Raw genomic sequence first — 16,930 nt, 5'->3', positions numbered from 1 at the left:
TTACTGGTCGGACCCCCTGCGAACCTCCTGTGAGAGTGGACAAAAATTGTCAGTCGGACGGGGTTGTGAGGTATTGCACAGGCGTGCGCCGGCGGCTCCCGCGCCGGCGGCTGCGACGCGCAGGCCGGTTGATTGACCGCGAGACACCGTGGACTAAAGTGACGCGAAGCGGGAGGCGGGACCTCCTCGCTGCCATGACTTCCCCGGAGACCCCGGCGACGACCGGAGATCTCCCCGCGTGCGCGGCGCGTACGTACGGCTCGGCCTCCTCCCGCTCCCGGTCGGCTGACGCCCCCGGCGCCGCCGGATCTGAGAGGGCCCCTTGAGCCAGAGTCGACACGTCCCGGTGATGCTCCAGCGGTGCCTGGATCTGCTGGCACCCGCCCTGGAGGGCCCGGACGCGGTGGTCGTCGACTGCACCCTGGGTCTCGGCGGCCACAGCGAGGCCCTGCTGGAGCGGTTCCCCGGCGTCCGCCTCGTCGCCCTCGACCGCGACAAGGAGGCCCTGCGCCTGTCCGGCGAGCGCCTGGCACCCCACGGCGAGCGCGCCACCCTCGTGCACGCCGTCTACGACGAACTGCCCGAGGTGCTCGACCGGCTCGGCATCACGGCCGTGCAGGGCGTCCTGTTCGACCTGGGCGTGTCCTCCATGCAGCTCGACGAGGCCGACCGCGGCTTCGCCTACGCGCAGGACGCCCCCCTCGACATGCGCATGGACCAGACGACCGGGATGAGCGCTGCCGAGGTCCTCAACACCTACCCGCCGGGCGAACTCGTGCGCATCCTGCGGGCCTACGGCGAGGAGAAGCAGGCCAAGCGGATCGTCGCCGCGATCGTGCGCGAGCGCGAGAAGGAGCCGTTCACCACCAGCGCGCGGCTGGTCGAGCTGATCCGCGACGCCCTGCCCCAGGCCGCCAAGCGCACCGGCGGCAACCCGGCCAAGCGGACCTTCCAGGCCCTGCGCATCGAGGTCAACGGCGAACTGTCCGTCCTGGAGCGGGCGATCCCGGCCGCCGTGAAGGCCCTCGACGTGGGCGGCCGGATCGCCGTGCTGTCGTACCACTCGCTGGAGGACCGGCTGGTCAAGCAGGTCTTCGCGGCCGGCGCGGCCACCACCGCGCCGCCCGGGCTGCCCGTCGTGCCCGAGCGCTACCAGCCGCGGCTCAAGCTGCTGACCCGGGGTGCCGAACTCCCCACCGAGGAGGAGATCGCCGAGAACCGGCGTGCCGCTCCCGCGCGACTGCGCGGAGCACAGCGCATCAGGGCGGACGTCGAGTGAGCCGCGGCCGGCCGCCCCGGACCGAGGAGCGTGAGTGAGCAGCAAACCCGAACTGAAGGGCAGAGCGGCCCGTCTCGCGCGGCTCTTCCCGAACGGCCCGGGCCGGGCGGCCCGTACGCCCTTCGTCCTCCTGGTCGTCCTCCTCCTCGGCGGCGGACTCATCTGCCTGCTGGTGCTGAACTCCGCCCTGAGCGAAGGGGCGTTCAAGCTCGACGACCTCCAGCGCGAGACCAAGAGCCTCACCGACGAGGAGCAGGCCCTCCAGCGGGACATCGACGCCTACTCCGCGCCCGAGGCCCTCCAGCGCCGCGCCCGCGAACTCGGCATGGTCCCCGGCGGCGACCCCGCCTTCCTCGGCCCCGACGGCAAGGTGAAGGGCGTCCCGGGCCCCGCCTCCGGCGTCCGTCGCACCGACACCCGCATCCCCCCGGTCCTCGCCCCCGAGGCCATGACCGACGGCCCCACCCAGACCCCCGGCAGGTGACGGAAGTGTCCGACAGGGAACCGCCCCGCCGCCGCGTGCCCGGCCCCGCGCGGCCGGCCCGCCCCGACGCCCGGCGCCGCCCCGGTCCGGGCGCCCGCCCGGCCCGGCGGCCGTCACCGGGCCGCCGCCCGGCCCCCGCCAAGCAGCTCCTGCTCGGCAGCCCGCGGCCCCGCCTGCGCCTGGTGGGGCTCGCCCTCACCCTGGTCCTGACCGCCTTCGTGGTGCGGCTGTTCCAGGTGCAGGCCGTCGACGCGAGCACCTACGCCGCCAAGGCCGAGCAGAACCGCTACGTCGGGCAGGTGCTGGCCGCCGACCGCGGCGAGATCACCGACCGGTCCGGCGTGGCCCTGGCCACCAGCGAGGACGCCTACGACATCACCGCCGACCCCACGATGTTCGCCCCGGACATGCTGAAGATCGACGACGGGCCCGAGCAGGCGGCGGCCCTCCTCGCCCCGATCCTCGGGCAGGACCAGGAGGACCTGGTCGGCAAGCTCCGCCCGAAGAACGAGGCCCTGCGCTACGTCAAGCTCGCCTCCCGGCAGACCCCGCAGGTCTGGAAGCAGATCAAGGACCTGAAGTCCGCGCTCGCCAAGAAGGCCGAGACCGACAAGTCCGCGCGCAACGTCCTCGGCGGTGTCTTCTCGGTCGCCACCAGCAAGCGGGTGTACCCCAACGGCGACCTCGCCGCCGGGATACTGGGCTGGGTCAACTCCGAGGGCAAGCCCGGCGGCGGCATCGAACTGCAACTGGACAAGCGCCTGGCCGGCAAGGACGGCAAGATCCGCTACGCCCAGTCCGGCGGCCGGCTCGTCCCCACCGCGGGGGGCGCCACCGAGACCCCCGCCGTCCCGGGCAGCGACGTCGAGCTCACCATCGACCGGGACATCCAGTGGGCCGCTCAGAAGGCCATCAGCGACCAGGTGAAGGAGTCGGCGGCCGACCGCGGCTACGTCATCGTCCAGGACACCCGGACCGGGCAGATCCTCGCCATGGCGAACTCGCCCGGCTTCGACCCGAACGACCTGTCCGGGGCGGATCCCGCCGCCCTGGGCAACGCGGCCCTCCAGGACGCCTTCGAGCCCGGCTCCACGGCCAAGGTCATGTCGATGGCCGCCGTGCTGGAGGAGGGTGTGGCCACCCCGGCCACCCACGTCGTCGTGCCCAACCGGCTGCACCGCGGCGACCGGCTGTTCAAGGACGACATCGACCACCCCACCTGGTACCTGACGCTGAACGGCGTCCTCGCCAAGTCCAGCAACATCGGCACCATCCTGGCCACCGGCCAGCTCGGCAAAACCCAGGCCCGGTCCAACAAGGTCCTCTACGACTACCTGCGCAGGTTCGGCCTCGGCCACTACACCGGCCTGGGCTTCCCCGGCGAGACCCCGGGCATCCTCGCCCCGCCCGCCAAGTGGTCGACCTCGCAGCAGTACACGATCCCTTTCGGCCAGGGCGTGTCCATCAACGCGATGCAGGCGGCCTCCGTGTACTCGACCATCGCCAACGGCGGTGTACGCGTCGAGCCCACACTCGTGCGCGGCACCAGGGGACCCGACGGCCGCTACACCCCCGCCCCGAAGCCCGCGAAGACCCGGGTCGTCAGCGCGAAGACGGCCAGGACCCTCGCGCAGATGCTGGAGTCCGTGGTGGACGACCAGGAGGGCACCGGCACCAAGGCGCGCATCCCCGGGTACCGCGTCGCGGGCAAGACGGGCACCGCCAACCGCGTGGATCCGGCCACCGGCAAGTACCACGGCTACACCTCCTCGTTCGCCGGGTTCGCGCCCGCCGACAAGCCCCGCATCACCGTCTACTGCGCCATCCAGAACGCCACGCAGGGCAGCTACTTCGGCGGGCAGATCTGCGGGCCGGTCTACAAGCAGGTCATGGAGTTCGCACTGAAGTCCCTCCAGGTCCCGCCGACCGGCGCCCCGCCCGCGAAACTCCCCGTCACCTTCGAGCGCTGACCGGCCCCAGGCCCAGGTCAGCACGGAACACACCAGGAACCACCTCGTGACGACGATCACTCCCGGCCCCGGGAACCACCACGGCCCCGGCCCCTCGCTTCGCCCGGAGGCGGGTACGCCCGGTACGCTCACCGCCGTGCCACACGCTGATCAGTCCCAAACCACCCAGAAGGGCCATCCCGTGACATACCCCGGGCCGCCCAGGCCGGTGCAGGTGTCCGCCACACCTCTCGCGGAACTCGCCGGTCAGCTGGGTGCTCCCGCGCCGCGGGGCGCCGCCGAGGTCACGGGCATCACCCACGACTCGCGCGCCGTCCGTCCCGGAGACCTGTACGCCGCCCTGCCGGGCGCCCGGCTGCACGGGGCGGACTTCGTCACCCAGGCCGCGGGCCTCGGTGCCGCCGCCGTGCTGACCGACCCGACCGGCGCGGAGCGCGCCGCCGCGTCCGGACTGCCGGTCCTGGTCGTCGACGACCCGCGCGGACGGATGGGCGAACTGGCCGCCACGATCTACGGGCACCCCGGCCGGGACCTGCTCCAGATCGGCATCACCGGCACCTCCGGCAAGACCACCACCGCCTACCTCGTCGAGGGCGGGCTGAGGACGGTCCGCGCCACCGGCCTGATCGGCACCGTCGAGATGCGCATCGGCGACGAGCGCATCAAGTCCGAGCGCACCACCCCCGAAGCCACCGACCTGCAGGCCCTGTTCGCCGTCATGCGCGAGCGCGGTGTCGAGGCGGTCGCCATGGAGGTCTCCAGCCACGCCCTGGTCCTCGGCCGGGTCGACGGCTGCGTCTTCGACATCGGCGTCTTCACCAACCTCAGCCCGGAACACATGGAGTTCCACTCCGACATGGAGGACTACTTCCGGGCCAAGGCGCAGCTGTTCACGCCCGAACGCGGCAAGCTCGGCGTGGTCAACGTCGACGACGAGTACGGCCGCAGGCTGGCCAACGAGGCCACCGTCCCGGTCGTCACCTACTCCGCCGAGGGCCACCCCGACGCCGACTGGCGCGCCGAGGACGTCGAGATCGGCCGGCTGGACTCGACGTTCACCGTCGTCGGCCCCAAGGGGGAGCGGATCGCGGCCAGGTCGCCGCTGCCCGGCCCGTTCAACGTGGCCAACACCCTCGCCGCGATCGTCGCCCTGGCCGTTGCCGGGCTCGACCCGCAGGCCGCCGCCGACGGCGTCGCCGCCGTCCCGGGCGTGCCGGGCCGCCTGGAGCGCGTCGACGCCGGCCAGCCGTACCTCGCGGTCGTCGACTACGCGCACAAGACCGACGCCGTCGAGTCCGTGCTGCGCGCCCTGCGCAAGGTCACCGAGGGCAAGCTGCACATCGTCCTGGGCTGCGGCGGGGACCGGGACACCACCAAGCGCGAGCCGATGGGCGCCGCCGCGGCCCGGCTCGCCGACACCGCCGTACTGACCTCCGACAACCCCCGCTCCGAGGACCCGCTCGCGATCCTCGCCACGATGCTGCAGGGCGCGGCGTCCGTGCCGGCGCACGAGCGCGGCGAGGTGCAGGTCTTCGAGGACCGGGCCGCCGCGATCGCCGCCGCCGTCGCCCGCGCCGAACCGGGCGACACCGTGCTGGTCGCGGGCAAGGGCCACGAGCAGGGCCAGGACATCGCCGGGGTGGTCCGTCCCTTCGACGACCGCCAGGTGCTCCGCGAAGCCATCCAGAAGACCCAGGGATGAAAATCCAGAAGACCCAGGGGATGAACTTGTGATCGCCCTCTCCCTCGCCGAGATCGCAGAAGTCGTCGGCGGGCAGACGCACGACATACCGGATCCGTCCGTCGAGGTCACCGGCCCGGTCGTCCGGGACTCCCGCGAGGCGGGACCGGGCAGCCTGTTCGTGGCCTTCGCCGGCGAGCGGGTGGACGGCCACGACTTCGCGGGCGCCGTCGTCGAGGCGGGAGCGGTGGCCGTCCTCGGCACCCGTCCCGTCGGCGTGCCCGCGATCGTCGTGGACGACGTGCAGAACGCCCTCGGCGCCCTCGCCCGGCACGTCGTGGCCCGGCTCGGCGCCACCCTCGTCGCCCTCACCGGCTCGGCCGGAAAGACCAGCACCAAGGACCTCATCGCGCAGGTGCTCCGGCGCAAGGCCCCCACGGTGTTCACGCCCGGCTCGCTCAACAACGAGATCGGGCTGCCGCTGACCGCGCTCAGCGCCACCGACGAGACCAAGTTCCTCGTCCTGGAGATGGGCGCCCGCGGCATCGGGCACATCCGCTACCTCACCGGCCTGACACCCCCCAAGGTCGGTCTGGTCCTCAACGTCGGCAGCGCCCACATCGGCGAGTTCGGCGGCCGCGAGCAGATCGCCCAGGCCAAGGGCGAGCTCGTCGAGTCCCTGCCCGCCGAGGCCGACGGCGGCACCGCGATCCTCAACGCGGACGACCCCTACGTCCGGGCCATGGCCTCCCGTACGAAGGCGAAGGTGCTGTTCTTCGGGGAGTCCGGCGAAGCGGACGTTCGTGCCGAGAACGTGCGACTCACGGACACCGGACAGCCCTCGTTCAGGCTTCACACACCCTCCGGTGCAAGTGATGTGACCATGCGCCTGTACGGTGAGCATCACGTGTCGAACGCGCTCGCCGCGGCCGCCGTCGCCCACGAGTTGGGCATGTCCGCAGACGAGATCGCCCTCGCGCTCTCCGAGGCGGGCTCCCTCTCCCGCTGGCGGATGGAGGTCACCGAGCGCCCGGACGGCGTGACGGTCGTCAACGACGCCTACAACGCGAACCCCGAGTCCATGAAGGCCGCGCTGCGCGCGCTGGTGGCGATCGGCAAGGGGCGTCGTACGTGGGCGGTGCTCGGCAAGATGGCCGAGCTCGGGGACGAGGCTCTCGCCGAGCACGACGCGGTCGGGCGGCTCGCCGTCCGGCTCAACGTCAGCAAGCTCGTCGCGGTCGGTGGCAGGGAAGCCGCCTGGCTGCAACTGGGCGCATATAACGAGGGTTCGTGGGGTGAGGAGTCGGTGCACGTGTCCGACGCACAGGCGGCGGTCGACCTGTTGCGCAGCGAGCTGCGCCCGGGGGACGTCGTACTCGTGAAGGCGTCCCGTTCGGTCGGGCTCGAGACGGTGGCCCAGGCGCTGCTCGAGACCGGTGCCGAGGGTGAGGTTTCCGCCCGATGATGAAGCAGATCCTGTTCGCGGGAGTCATTGGTCTGTTCCTCACGCTGATCGGCACCCCGCTGCTGATCAAGCTCCTCGCGCGCAAGGGCTACGGCCAGTACATCCGCGACGACGGCCCGCGCGAGCACGCCAGCAAGCGCGGTACGCCGACCATGGGCGGTATCGCCTTCATCCTGGCGACCGTCGCCGCGTACTTCCTGGCCAAGGTGATCACCGGGTACGTGGATCCGGACGTCGACGCGGCGCCCACCTTCTCCGGCCTGCTGGTGCTCGGCCTGATGGTCGGCATGGGCCTGGTCGGCTTCCTCGACGACTACATCAAGATCGTCAAACGGCGTTCGCTGGGCCTGCGGGCCAAGGCGAAGATGGCCGGCCAGCTGATCGTCGGCATCGGCTTCGCCGTGCTGTCCCTGCAGTTCGCGGACAACCGCGGCAACACCCCGGCCTCCACCAAGCTGTCGTTCATCACGGACTTCGGCTGGACGATCGGCCCCGTGCTGTTCGTCGTCTGGGCGCTGTTCATGATCCTCGCCATGTCCAACGGCGTGAACCTGACCGACGGTCTGGACGGTCTGGCCACCGGCGCCTCGGTGCTGGTCTTCGGCGCCTACACCTTCATCGGCGTCTGGCAGTTCCAGGAGTCGTGCGCCAACGCGCAGACCCTCACCAACCCCGGCGCGTGCTACGAGGTGCGCGACCCGCTCGACCTCGCGGTGGTCGCCTCCGCGCTGATGGGCGCCTGCCTCGGCTTCCTGTGGTGGAACACCTCGCCGGCCAAGATCTTCATGGGTGACACCGGTTCGCTCGCGCTCGGCGGTGTGCTCGCCGGCCTCGCGATCTGCTCGCGCACCGAGCTGCTGCTCGCCATCCTCGGCGGCCTGTTCGTCCTGATCACCATGTCCGTGGTGATCCAGGTCGGTTCGTTCCGCCTCACCGGCAAGCGCGTCTTCCGGATGGCGCCACTGCAGCACCACTTCGAACTCAAGGGCTGGTCCGAAGTCCTGGTGGTGGTCCGCTTCTGGATCATCCAGGGCATCTGTGTGATCGTCGGACTGGGCCTCTTCTACGCGGGATGGGCAGCGGACAAGTGACCTCCTCGGAGCCCTTCGACTTCCAGGGCAAGCACGTCACCGTCGCCGGGCTCGGCGTCTCCGGCGTCCCGGCGGCCAAGGTGCTGCACGGCCTCGGCGCGCGCGTCACGGTCGTCAACGACGGCGCGGACGAGCGCGCGCGGGCGCAGGCCGCCGAACTGGAGGCGCTCGGGATCACCGTGCGCCTCGGCGACGGCGACAGCCTCCCGGAGGGCACCGAGCTGATCGTCACCGCGCCCGGCTGGAAGCCGGACAAGCCGCTGTTCACGGCGGCCGGGCAGGCGGGCGTGCCGGTCTGGGGCGACGTCGAACTGGCCTGGCGCCTGCGCGGCCCCGACGCGGCTCCCTGGCTCGCCGTCACGGGCACCAACGGCAAGACCACCACCGTCCAGATGCTCGCGTCGATCCTGAAGGCGGCCGGCCTGCGCACCGCCGCCGTCGGCAACATCGGCGTCTCGCTCCTGGACGCGGTCCTCGGCGAGGAGACGTACGACGTCCTGGCCGTGGAGCTGTCCAGCTACCAGCTGCACTGGGCGCCCTCGCTGCGCGCCCACTCCGCGGCCGTGCTGAACCTCGCCCCCGACCACCTCGACTGGCACGGCTCCATGGAGGCGTACGCCAAGGACAAGGGCCGCATCTACGAGGGCAATCGCATCGCCTGCGTCTACAACGTGGCCGACAAGGCCACCGAGGACCTGGTCCGCGAGGCCGACGTCGAGGAGGGCTGCCGCGCCGTCGGCTTCACCCTCGGCACCCCGGCCCCCTCCCAACTCGGCGTCGTCGAGGGCATCCTGGTCGACCGCGCCTTCGTCGAGGACCGGCACAAGAACGCCCAGGAGCTCGCCGAGGTCGCCGACGTCGACCCGCCGGCCCCGCACAACATCGCCAACGCCCTTGCGGCAGCCGCCCTCGCCCGCGCCTACGGCGTCCCCGCCAAGGCCGTACGGGACGGCCTGCGGGCCTTCACGCCCGACGCCCACCGCATCGCGCACGTGGCCGAAGTGGACGGCGTGGCCTGGGTGGACGACTCCAAGGCCACCAACACGCATGCCGCGGAGGCCTCGTTGGCGGCGTACGAGTCCATCGTGTGGATCGCGGGCGGACTGGCCAAGGGCGCGTCCTTCGACGAGCTGGTCGCCAAGTCGGCGCCCCGGCTGCGCGGCGCCGTCCTCATCGGCGCCGACCGCGCGCTCATCCGCGAAGCCCTGGCGCGACACGCCCCGGAAGTACCCGTCGTCGACCTCGACCGGACCGACACTGGGGCGATGCGCGCGGCGGTCGAGGAGGCCCGGCGGCTCGCCCGCCCCGGCGACACGGTGCTGCTGGCGCCGGCGTGCGCGTCCATGGACATGTTCGTCAACTACAACAAGCGCGGGGACGCTTTCGCGGACGCCGTTCGTGAACTCGGCTCCGCCGAGGGCTGACCCGGGTTCCGCCTCGCCCGGCGGGGACGCCGGACGTACCTGGGAGGGACGCGTGACACGGATGCGGCTGGTGCCCGAGCAGCGGCCTGACGGCCCGCACGGCAAGGCGATCCCCTCCGGCACGGCGAGGTGAGCGCGGATGCCCACCAGCCGCACCGGACGGCCCCCCGTGGCGCGCGCCCCCAAGCGCCCCGCCCCGTCCCGCTCCCTGCGCGACAACCCCGTCTCGGCCTTCTACGACCGGGCGCGCAGGGGCTGGGACCGGCCGCTCACGGCGTACTACCTCATCCTGGGCGGCAGCGCGCTGATCACCGTGCTGGGGCTGGTGATGGTCTACTCGGCCTCCCAGATCACCGCGTTGCAGATGTCCCTGCCCGGCTCCTACTTCTTCCGCAAGCAACTGCTCGCGGCCGCCATCGGCACCGGACTGCTGCTCGCCGCCTCCCGCATGCCGGTGCGGCTGCACCGCGCGCTGGCCTACCCCATCCTCGCGGGCGCCGTCTGCCTCATGGCCCTGGTGCAGGTGCCGGGGATAGGAGTGTCGGTCAACGGCAACCAGAACTGGATCGCCCTCGGCGGCTCCTTCCAGATCCAGCCCAGTGAGTTCGGCAAGCTCGCCCTGGTGCTGTGGGGCGCCGACCTGCTGGCCCGCAAGCAGGACAAGCGGCTGCTGAACCAGTGGAAGCACATGCTGGTGCCGCTGGTGCCGGCCGCGTTCATGCTGCTCGGCCTCATCATGATCGGCGGCGACATGGGCACCGCGATCATTCTCACGGCCATCCTGTTCGGCCTGCTGTGGCTGGCCGGGGCACCCACGCGGCTGTTCGCCGGCGTGCTGTCGGTCGCCGCCGTTCTCGGCCTGATCCTCATCAAGACCAGCCCCAACCGCATGGCGCGCCTGCAGTGCCTGGGCGCCACCGAGCCGCAGTCCGGCCCGGTCGACTGCTGGCAGGCCGTGCACGGCATCTACGCCCTGGCCTCCGGCGGGATCTTCGGTTCCGGGCTGGGCGCGAGCGTGGAGAAATGGGGCCAACTACCCGAAGCCCACACCGACTTCATCTTCGCCGTCACCGGTGAGGAACTGGGCCTCGCGGGGACGCTGTCGGTCCTCGCCCTCTTCGCGGCTCTAGGCTATGCGGGTATCCGCGTGGCCGGACGCACGGAGGACCCCTTCGTCAGGTATGCCGCGGGAGGCGTGACCACCTGGATCACGGCCCAGGCCGTGATCAACATCGGTGCGGTGCTCGGTCTGCTGCCGATCGCCGGTGTCCCCCTCCCGCTGTTCTCCTACGGAGGATCCGCCCTGCTGCCGACCATGTTCGCCATCGGGCTGCTGATCGCCTTCGCACGCGACGAGCCCGCTGCGCGGGCGGCGCTTGCGATGCGGCAACCCCGCTTTGGTAGAAAGCGGGGGGCTGGGGGCACCCGTTCCGGTCGGAGCCCCCGGAGATGGAACACGATGCGACGGCGTGCCTCGGTGGCGCGTCCGTCCGGAGAGCGGTGAATTTCGGTGCATGTCGTACTCGCCGGCGGAGGAACCGCGGGCCACATCGAGCCCGCGCTCGCCCTCGCGGACGCCCTGCGCAGGCAGGATCCGACCGTGGGGATCACGGCCCTGGGCACGGAACGCGGGCTCGAGACCCGTCTCGTACCCGAGCGCGGGTACGAACTGGCGCTGATCCCGGCCGTCCCGCTGCCGCGCAAGCCCACCCCCGAGCTGATCACCGTCCCGGGCCGGCTGCGCGGCACGATCAAGGCGACCGAGCAGATCCTGGAGCGCACCAAGGCGGACGCCGTGGTCGGCTTCGGCGGCTACGTCGCCCTGCCCGGCTACCTCGCGGCCAAGCGCCTGGGCGTGCCGATCGTCATCCACGAGGCCAACGCCCGCCCGGGCCTGGCCAACAAGATCGGCTCCCGCTACGCCAGCCAGGTCGCCGTGTCCACCCCGGACAGCAAGCTGCGCGGCGCCCGGTACATCGGCATCCCGCTGCGGCGCTCCATCGCCACCCTGGACCGCGCCGCCGTACGCCCCGAGGCCCGGGCCGCGTTCGGGCTGGACCCCAACCTGCCCACGCTGCTCGTCACGGGCGGCTCCCAGGGCGCCCGCCGGCTGAACGAGGTCGTCCAGCAGGTCGCGCCCTGGCTTCAGCAGGCCGGAATCCAAATCCTGCACGCGGTCGGACCGAAGAACGAACTGCCGCAGGTCCACCAGATGCCGGGAATGCCCCCGTACGTACCGGTAAGTTACCTGGACCGGATGGACCTCGCGTACGCCGCGGCCGACATGATGCTCTGCCGCGCGGGCGCGATGACCGTCGCCGAACTCTCCGCCGTCGGGCTCCCGGCCGCCTACGTCCCGCTGCCCATCGGCAACGGCGAACAGCGGCTCAACGCCCAGCCGGTGGTCAAGGCCGGCGGCGGGCTGCTGGTCGACGACGCGGAGCTGACCCCCGAGTGGGTCCAGCAACACGTGCTGCCCGTGCTCGCCGATCCGCACCGGCTGTACCAGATGTCCCGCGCCGCCGCCGAGTTCGGCCGCCGGGACGCCGACGACCTGCTCGTCGGCATGGTGTACGAGGCGATCGCCGCCGCTCGTGCACACCGCTAGGCCCGTATGACGGAAGGCAGGGGAGCGTGGCCGGATCGACCACCGCCGAGCGCGGTGAACGCCAGCAGAGGTCGTCCGGCCCGCCGCCCGCAAGACGCCTGCGGCGGCGCCACGTTCGTGTGATCGTCATCCTGGGTCTGGCCCTGGTCTTCCTCGGCATCCCGGGCGTCTGGCTGCTCTACGGCTCCGACTGGCTGCGCGCCGAGCACGTCTCGGTGTCGGGCACCCGGGTGCTGACACCGGAACAGGTCGAGGCGGCCGCGGACGTCCCGATCGGCGATCCGCTCGTCTCCGTCGACACCGGCGCGATCGAGGCGCGGTTGCGCCGGGAACTGCCCCGGATCGACTCGGTCGACGTCGTCCGTTCCTGGCCCCACGGAATCGACCTGGACGTGGTGGAGCGGACTCCGGTTCTGGTGGTCCGCACAGGCGGCAAGTTCGTCGAAGTGGACGACGAAGGCGTCCGTTTCGCCACGGTGCCCGAAGCGCCGAAAGGCGTACCCGCACTGGAGATGACGCTCTCCAGGTCCGGATCCGCCGCCGCGAGCCTGCGCCGCTTCGGCGAGCCCCGGCTCGTGCGCGAGGCCGTCGCCGTCGCACGCGCAGTCCCGGCCGCCGTCGCGCGCGACACACGAACCGTCAAGGTCCGTTCCTACGACGACATCTCGCTGGAGTTGCGGGACGGCCGCACCGTCGCGTGGGGCAGCAGTGAGAAGGGCCCCGCGAAGGCCCGTACCCTCACCGCGCTGATGAAAGCAACGCCCGATGCGGGGTACTTCGACGTGAGTGTGCCCACCGCTCCCGCGTCATCGGGGAGTTGACGCACATCAGCGCAGGCCAGCACCCTGGTTGGGCAGTGCTACGGCTGATCACATAGGGTGAAAAGAAAAACGGGAGGTTCGGCGTGTTCGTTGAACGTGCGCCACTTGTCGACTTAGTGTCCTGTTCAGAAGACTCCAAGGAACGGACACACTGGTAACCCTAAACTTCAGGGTTAGGGTTCGGGTCGGCGATACGGACCGTCCCATTCGGCATCAGTCGTCGGGTCGCGGGGCGCAAGGCGCCACGGTGAACCGGCGACACGTAACTCGAGGCGAGAGGCCTTCGACGTGGCAGCACCGCAGAACTACCTCGCAGTCATCAAAGTCATCGGTGTCGGCGGCGGTGGTGTCAATGCCATCAACCGGATGATCGAGGTCGGTCTCAAGGGCGTCGAGTTCATCGCCATCAACACCGACGCGCAAGCTCTGTTGATGAGCGACGCCGACGTCAAGCTGGACGTCGGCCGGGAACTCACCCGCGGACTCGGCGCCGGAGCCAACCCGGCCGTGGGCCGCAAGGCCGCCGAGGACCACCGCGAGGAGATCGAGGAGGTCCTCAAGGGGGCCGACATGGTCTTCGTGACAGCCGGTGAAGGCGGCGGCACCGGCACCGGCGGCGCGCCCGTCGTGGCCAACATCGCCCGCTCCCTGGGCGCCCTCACCATCGGTGTGGTCACGCGCCCGTTCACCTTCGAGGGGCGGCGCCGGGCGAACCAGGCGGAGGACGGCATCGCCGAGCTCCGCGAAGAGGTCGACACCCTCATCGTCATCCCGAACGACCGGCTGCTGTCCATCTCGGACCGCCAGGTCTCGGTCCTCGACGCCTTCAAGTCGGCCGACCAGGTCCTGCTCTCCGGTGTCCAGGGCATCACCGACCTCATCACCACCCCCGGCCTCATCAACCTGGACTTCGCCGACGTCAAGTCGGTCATGTCCGAGGCCGGCTCGGCCCTCATGGGCATCGGCTCGGCCCGCGGCGACGACCGCGCGGTGGCCGCCGCCGAGATGGCGATCTCCTCGCCGCTGCTGGAGGCGTCCATCGACGGCGCCCGCGGTGTCCTGCTCTCCATCTCCGGTGGCTCCGACCTCGGCCTGTTCGAGATCAACGAGGCCGCCCAGCTGGTCAGCGAGGCCGCGCACCCCGAGGCCAACATCATCTTCGGCGCGGTCATCGACGACGCCCTCGGCGACGAGGTCCGGGTCACCGTCATCGCCGCCGGGTTCGACGGGGGCCAGCCCCCGGCCCGCCGGGACAACGTCCTCGGCTCCTCCTCGGCCAAGCGCGAGGAGCCGGCCCCGGTCCGCCAGGCCGAGAGCCGCCCGTCCTTCGGGTCGCTCGGCAGCGTGACCCCGAAGGAGGACCCGGAGCCCGCGCCGAAGCCGGTCGAGGACATCCCGGTCGCCCCGCCGGTCCCGCCGGCGCCCCGGACCTACTCGGACAGCGCGGCCGAGGAACTGGACGTACCGGACTTCCTCAAGTGATCCTTCTGACGTGATAGGACAGCGCGAAAGCGTGAGCGGCGCGCACTTCGCCTTCACCGACCGGTGGGGCGGGGTGAGCGCCGCTCCGTATGAGGAGCTCAACCTCGGCGGAGCGGTCGGCGACGACCCCGATGCCGTACGCACCAACCGGGACCTGGCCGCCAAGTCCCTGGGCGTCGCACCCGACCTGGTCGTCTGGATGAACCAGGTGCACGGCGCGGACGTGGCGGTGGTCGACGGCCCGTGGGGATCGTCGGCCGGTCTTCCGCCCGTCGACGCGATCGTCACCACGCGCCCGGGTCTCGCCCTGGCCGTGCTCACCGCCGACTGCGTGCCGGTGCTGCTGGCCGACCCGGTCGCGCGGGTCGCCGCCGCGGCTCACGCGGGCCGGCCGGGCATGGTCGCCGGGGTCGTCCCGGCCGCGGTGCGCGCGATGACCGAACGGGGGGCCGAGCCCTCCCGCATCGTCGCCCGCACCGGACCCACCGTCTGCGGCCGGTGCTACGAAGTGCCCGGCGAGATGCGCGCCGAGGTGTCCGCCGTCGAGCCGGCGGCGTACGCCGAGACGAGTTGGGGCACGCCGGCGGTCGACGTGAGCGCCGGAGTGCACGCCCAGCTGGAACGGCTCGGGGTGCGCGACCGGGAGCGGTCACCGGTGTGCACGCTGGAATCGCACGATCACTTCTCGTACCGCCGCGACCGCACCACCGGTCGGCTCGCGGGCTACGTGTGGCTGGACTGAGGGACATGACGGAGCGCAAGGACGAACTCGCCGCGAACCTGGCGAAGGTGGAGCGGCGCATCGCCGACGCATGCGCGGCCGCGGGGCGGGCACGCGAGGAGGTGACCCTGATCGTGGTCACCAAGACCTACCCCGCGAGCGACGTCCGCTTCCTCGCGGAGCTCGGCGTGCGGCACGTCGCCGAGAACCGCGACCAGGACGCGGCCCCCAAGGCCGCCGACTGCTCGGATCTGCCCCTCACCTGGCACTTCGTCGGTCAACTCCAGACCAACAAGGTCCGTTCGGTGGTGAATTACGCGCATTTCGTGCAGTCCATCGACCGGGCCAAGCTGGTCACCGCCCTCTCCAAGGAGGCCGTCCGGTCGGGGCGCGAGCTGGGCTGCCTGCTTCAGGTCGCCCTGGACGCCGGGGAGAGCGCCCGGGGGGAGCGCGGCGGCGTGGCGCCCGACGGCGTCGGCGAGTTGGCGGATCTGGTGGCCGGCGCCCCGGGGCTGCGGCTCGCCGGGCTGATGACCGTCGCGCCGCTCACCGGGGAGTACGCGGGACGTGAACAGGCGGCGTTCGGGCGGTTGATGGATTTGTCGACCGACCTGCGCCGGAGTCATCCGACTGCCACCATGGTCTCGGCAGGGATGAGTGCGGACCTCGAGCAGGCCGTGGCGGCCGGAGCGACACATGTGCGCGTCGGCAGCGCGGTACTCGGAGTCCGCCCCAGGCTCCGGTAACGTCGCCAAGAAGTCGGACCACAGCAGAAAATATGGTCATTGCCGCCGAAAGGCGGATTCAAGGACCACGTGGATCGCAGGCACTTGGCAGTCGTCAGCCGATCCACCACAGAGCGGAGGACTCAGAGCATGGCCGGCGCGATGCGCAAGATGGCGGTCTACCTCGGCCTCGTGGAGGACGATGGGTACGACGGCCGCGGATTCGACCCCGACGACGACTTCGAACCCGAACTGGACCCGGAGCCCGAGCGGGACCACCGACGGCACGAGCCGTCCCACCAGCCGCACGTCTCACATCAGTCCCAAAGGGACGAAGAGGTACGAGTCGTACAGCCGCCCGCTCCCCGCGAACCGGCCGCCCGCTCCGCTTCGCTCCCCGCGGAATCCAGCCGCCCGGCGCGCATCGCGCCCGTGGCTTCCATCACACAAGAACGCGCAAATCTGGAGAAGAACGCACCGGTGATCATGCCCAAGGTCGTGTCCGAACGAGAGCCTTACCGGATCACCACACTCCACCCACGGACCTACAACGAGGCCCGTACCATCGGGGAACACTTCCGTGAGGGCACCCCGGTGATCATGAATCTGACTGAGATGGATGACACAGACGCGAAGCGACTTGTCGACTTTGCGGCCGGTTTGGTGTTTGGTCTTCACGGCAGCATCGAGCGGGTGACGCAGAAGGTGTTCCTGTTGTCGCCTGCTAACGTCGATGTCACGGCGGAGGACAAGGCCCGCATCGCAGAGGGCGGGTTCTTCAACCAGAGCTGAGACGCACCACCGGGAACATCAGTACACAACGCAACACAGCAGGGCACAGGGGAGAGGGAAGCAAGAGGTCATGGGCGTGGTTTTGGATGTCGTCTACATCGCGCTGATGTGCTTCCTCATCGTGCTCATCTTCCGGTTGGTCATGGACTACGTCTTCCAGTTCGCCCGCTCGTGGCAACCCGGCAAGGCGATGGTGGTCGTTCTGGAGGCCACCTACACTGTCACCGATCCACCGCTCAAGCTTCTGCGGCGGTTCATTCCGCCGCTGCGTCTCGGGGGCGTGGCGCTCGACCTGTCCTTCTTCGTACTGATGATCATCGTCTACATCCTGATCACACTCGTGCGGAACGCGATGTGAGCGATGTGACAGCTACGGTCTTGCCGACT

Annotated in this window: 15 protein-coding genes; all 15 read left to right on the top strand. The window is 71.0% G+C overall.

Features of this window, described 5'->3' with window-relative positions:
• Positions 1 to 322: 322 nt before the first annotated feature.
• The 15 genes from rsmH (at position 323) to ACZ6ZN_RS08520 (ending at position 16,901) form a co-directional block, all read left to right on the top strand.
• Positions 323 to 1,279, top strand: coding sequence for a 16S rRNA (cytosine(1402)-N(4))-methyltransferase RsmH (rsmH, locus tag ACZ6ZN_RS08590; protein ID WP_398112046.1), 957 nt, complete (start codon positions 323 to 325; stop codon positions 1,277 to 1,279).
• 34 nt (positions 1,280 to 1,313) lie between these two features.
• Positions 1,314 to 1,763 carry a cell division protein FtsL gene (gene ftsL / locus ACZ6ZN_RS08585; RefSeq protein WP_451878488.1) on the top strand — a complete coding sequence of 150 codons (450 nt, stop codon included), beginning with the start codon at positions 1,314 to 1,316 and terminating at the stop codon, positions 1,761 to 1,763.
• A gap of 5 nt (positions 1,764 to 1,768) precedes the next feature.
• Positions 1,769 to 3,733, top strand: coding sequence for a peptidoglycan D,D-transpeptidase FtsI family protein (locus tag ACZ6ZN_RS08580; RefSeq protein ID WP_469644365.1), 1,965 nt, complete (start codon positions 1,769 to 1,771; stop codon positions 3,731 to 3,733).
• 181 nt (positions 3,734 to 3,914) lie between these two features.
• On the top strand, positions 3,915 to 5,435 hold the full coding sequence (locus tag ACZ6ZN_RS08575; protein WP_398112043.1) for a UDP-N-acetylmuramoyl-L-alanyl-D-glutamate--2,6-diaminopimelate ligase: 1,521 nt from the start codon (positions 3,915 to 3,917) through the stop codon (positions 5,433 to 5,435).
• 28 nt (positions 5,436 to 5,463) lie between these two features.
• Complete coding sequence (locus ACZ6ZN_RS08570) at positions 5,464 to 6,879, top strand: UDP-N-acetylmuramoyl-tripeptide--D-alanyl-D-alanine ligase (RefSeq protein WP_398112042.1); 1,416 nt, start codon at positions 5,464 to 5,466, stop codon at positions 6,877 to 6,879.
• Complete coding sequence (gene mraY, locus ACZ6ZN_RS08565) at positions 6,879 to 7,970, top strand: phospho-N-acetylmuramoyl-pentapeptide-transferase (RefSeq protein WP_333931308.1); 1,092 nt, start codon at positions 6,879 to 6,881, stop codon at positions 7,968 to 7,970. The genes ACZ6ZN_RS08570 and mraY overlap by 1 nt, the downstream gene beginning before the upstream one ends.
• The gene (gene murD, locus ACZ6ZN_RS08560) at positions 7,952 to 9,394 is read left to right on the top strand and encodes a UDP-N-acetylmuramoyl-L-alanine--D-glutamate ligase (RefSeq protein WP_398112041.1); all 1,443 of its coding nucleotides are present in this window, start codon (positions 7,952 to 7,954) and stop codon (positions 9,392 to 9,394) included. Before mraY ends, murD begins: the two co-directional genes overlap by 19 nt.
• A 139-nt stretch (positions 9,395 to 9,533) precedes the next feature.
• A complete protein-coding gene (gene ftsW, locus ACZ6ZN_RS08555; RefSeq protein WP_398112040.1) occupies positions 9,534 to 10,898 on the top strand; it encodes a putative lipid II flippase FtsW in 1,365 nt (454 codons plus the stop codon).
• A 6-nt stretch (positions 10,899 to 10,904) separates the two neighbouring features.
• On the top strand, positions 10,905 to 12,002 hold the full coding sequence (gene murG, locus ACZ6ZN_RS08550; protein WP_398112039.1) for an undecaprenyldiphospho-muramoylpentapeptide beta-N-acetylglucosaminyltransferase: 1,098 nt from the start codon (positions 10,905 to 10,907) through the stop codon (positions 12,000 to 12,002).
• A 26-nt stretch (positions 12,003 to 12,028) separates the two neighbouring features.
• Positions 12,029 to 12,823 carry a cell division protein FtsQ/DivIB gene (locus tag ACZ6ZN_RS08545; RefSeq protein ID WP_469644360.1) on the top strand — a complete coding sequence of 265 codons (795 nt, stop codon included), beginning with the start codon at positions 12,029 to 12,031 and terminating at the stop codon, positions 12,821 to 12,823.
• A gap of 288 nt (positions 12,824 to 13,111) precedes the next feature.
• Positions 13,112 to 14,305 (top strand): cell division protein FtsZ, encoded by a 1,194-nt coding sequence (gene ftsZ / locus ACZ6ZN_RS08540; RefSeq protein WP_369196222.1) that lies wholly within the window; start codon positions 13,112 to 13,114, stop codon positions 14,303 to 14,305.
• A gap of 10 nt (positions 14,306 to 14,315) precedes the next feature.
• Positions 14,316 to 15,047, top strand: coding sequence for a peptidoglycan editing factor PgeF (pgeF, locus tag ACZ6ZN_RS08535; protein WP_469644356.1), 732 nt, complete (start codon positions 14,316 to 14,318; stop codon positions 15,045 to 15,047).
• Between the two features lie 5 nt (positions 15,048 to 15,052).
• Positions 15,053 to 15,772, top strand: coding sequence for a YggS family pyridoxal phosphate-dependent enzyme (locus tag ACZ6ZN_RS08530; protein WP_469644354.1), 720 nt, complete (start codon positions 15,053 to 15,055; stop codon positions 15,770 to 15,772).
• Between the two features lie 129 nt (positions 15,773 to 15,901).
• Positions 15,902 to 16,543 (top strand): cell division protein SepF, encoded by a 642-nt coding sequence (locus ACZ6ZN_RS08525; RefSeq protein ID WP_469644352.1) that lies wholly within the window; start codon positions 15,902 to 15,904, stop codon positions 16,541 to 16,543.
• Positions 16,544 to 16,613: 70 nt separating this feature from the next.
• Entirely contained in the window at positions 16,614 to 16,901 is a 288-nt protein-coding gene (locus ACZ6ZN_RS08520) for a YggT family protein (protein ID WP_369196225.1), read from the top strand.
• The last annotated feature ends 29 nt before the right edge of the window (positions 16,902 to 16,930 follow it).

Source organism: Streptomyces sp. NPDC053665 (assembly GCF_055585285.1).
This window is presented reverse-complemented; position numbering and strand designations above follow the sequence as displayed.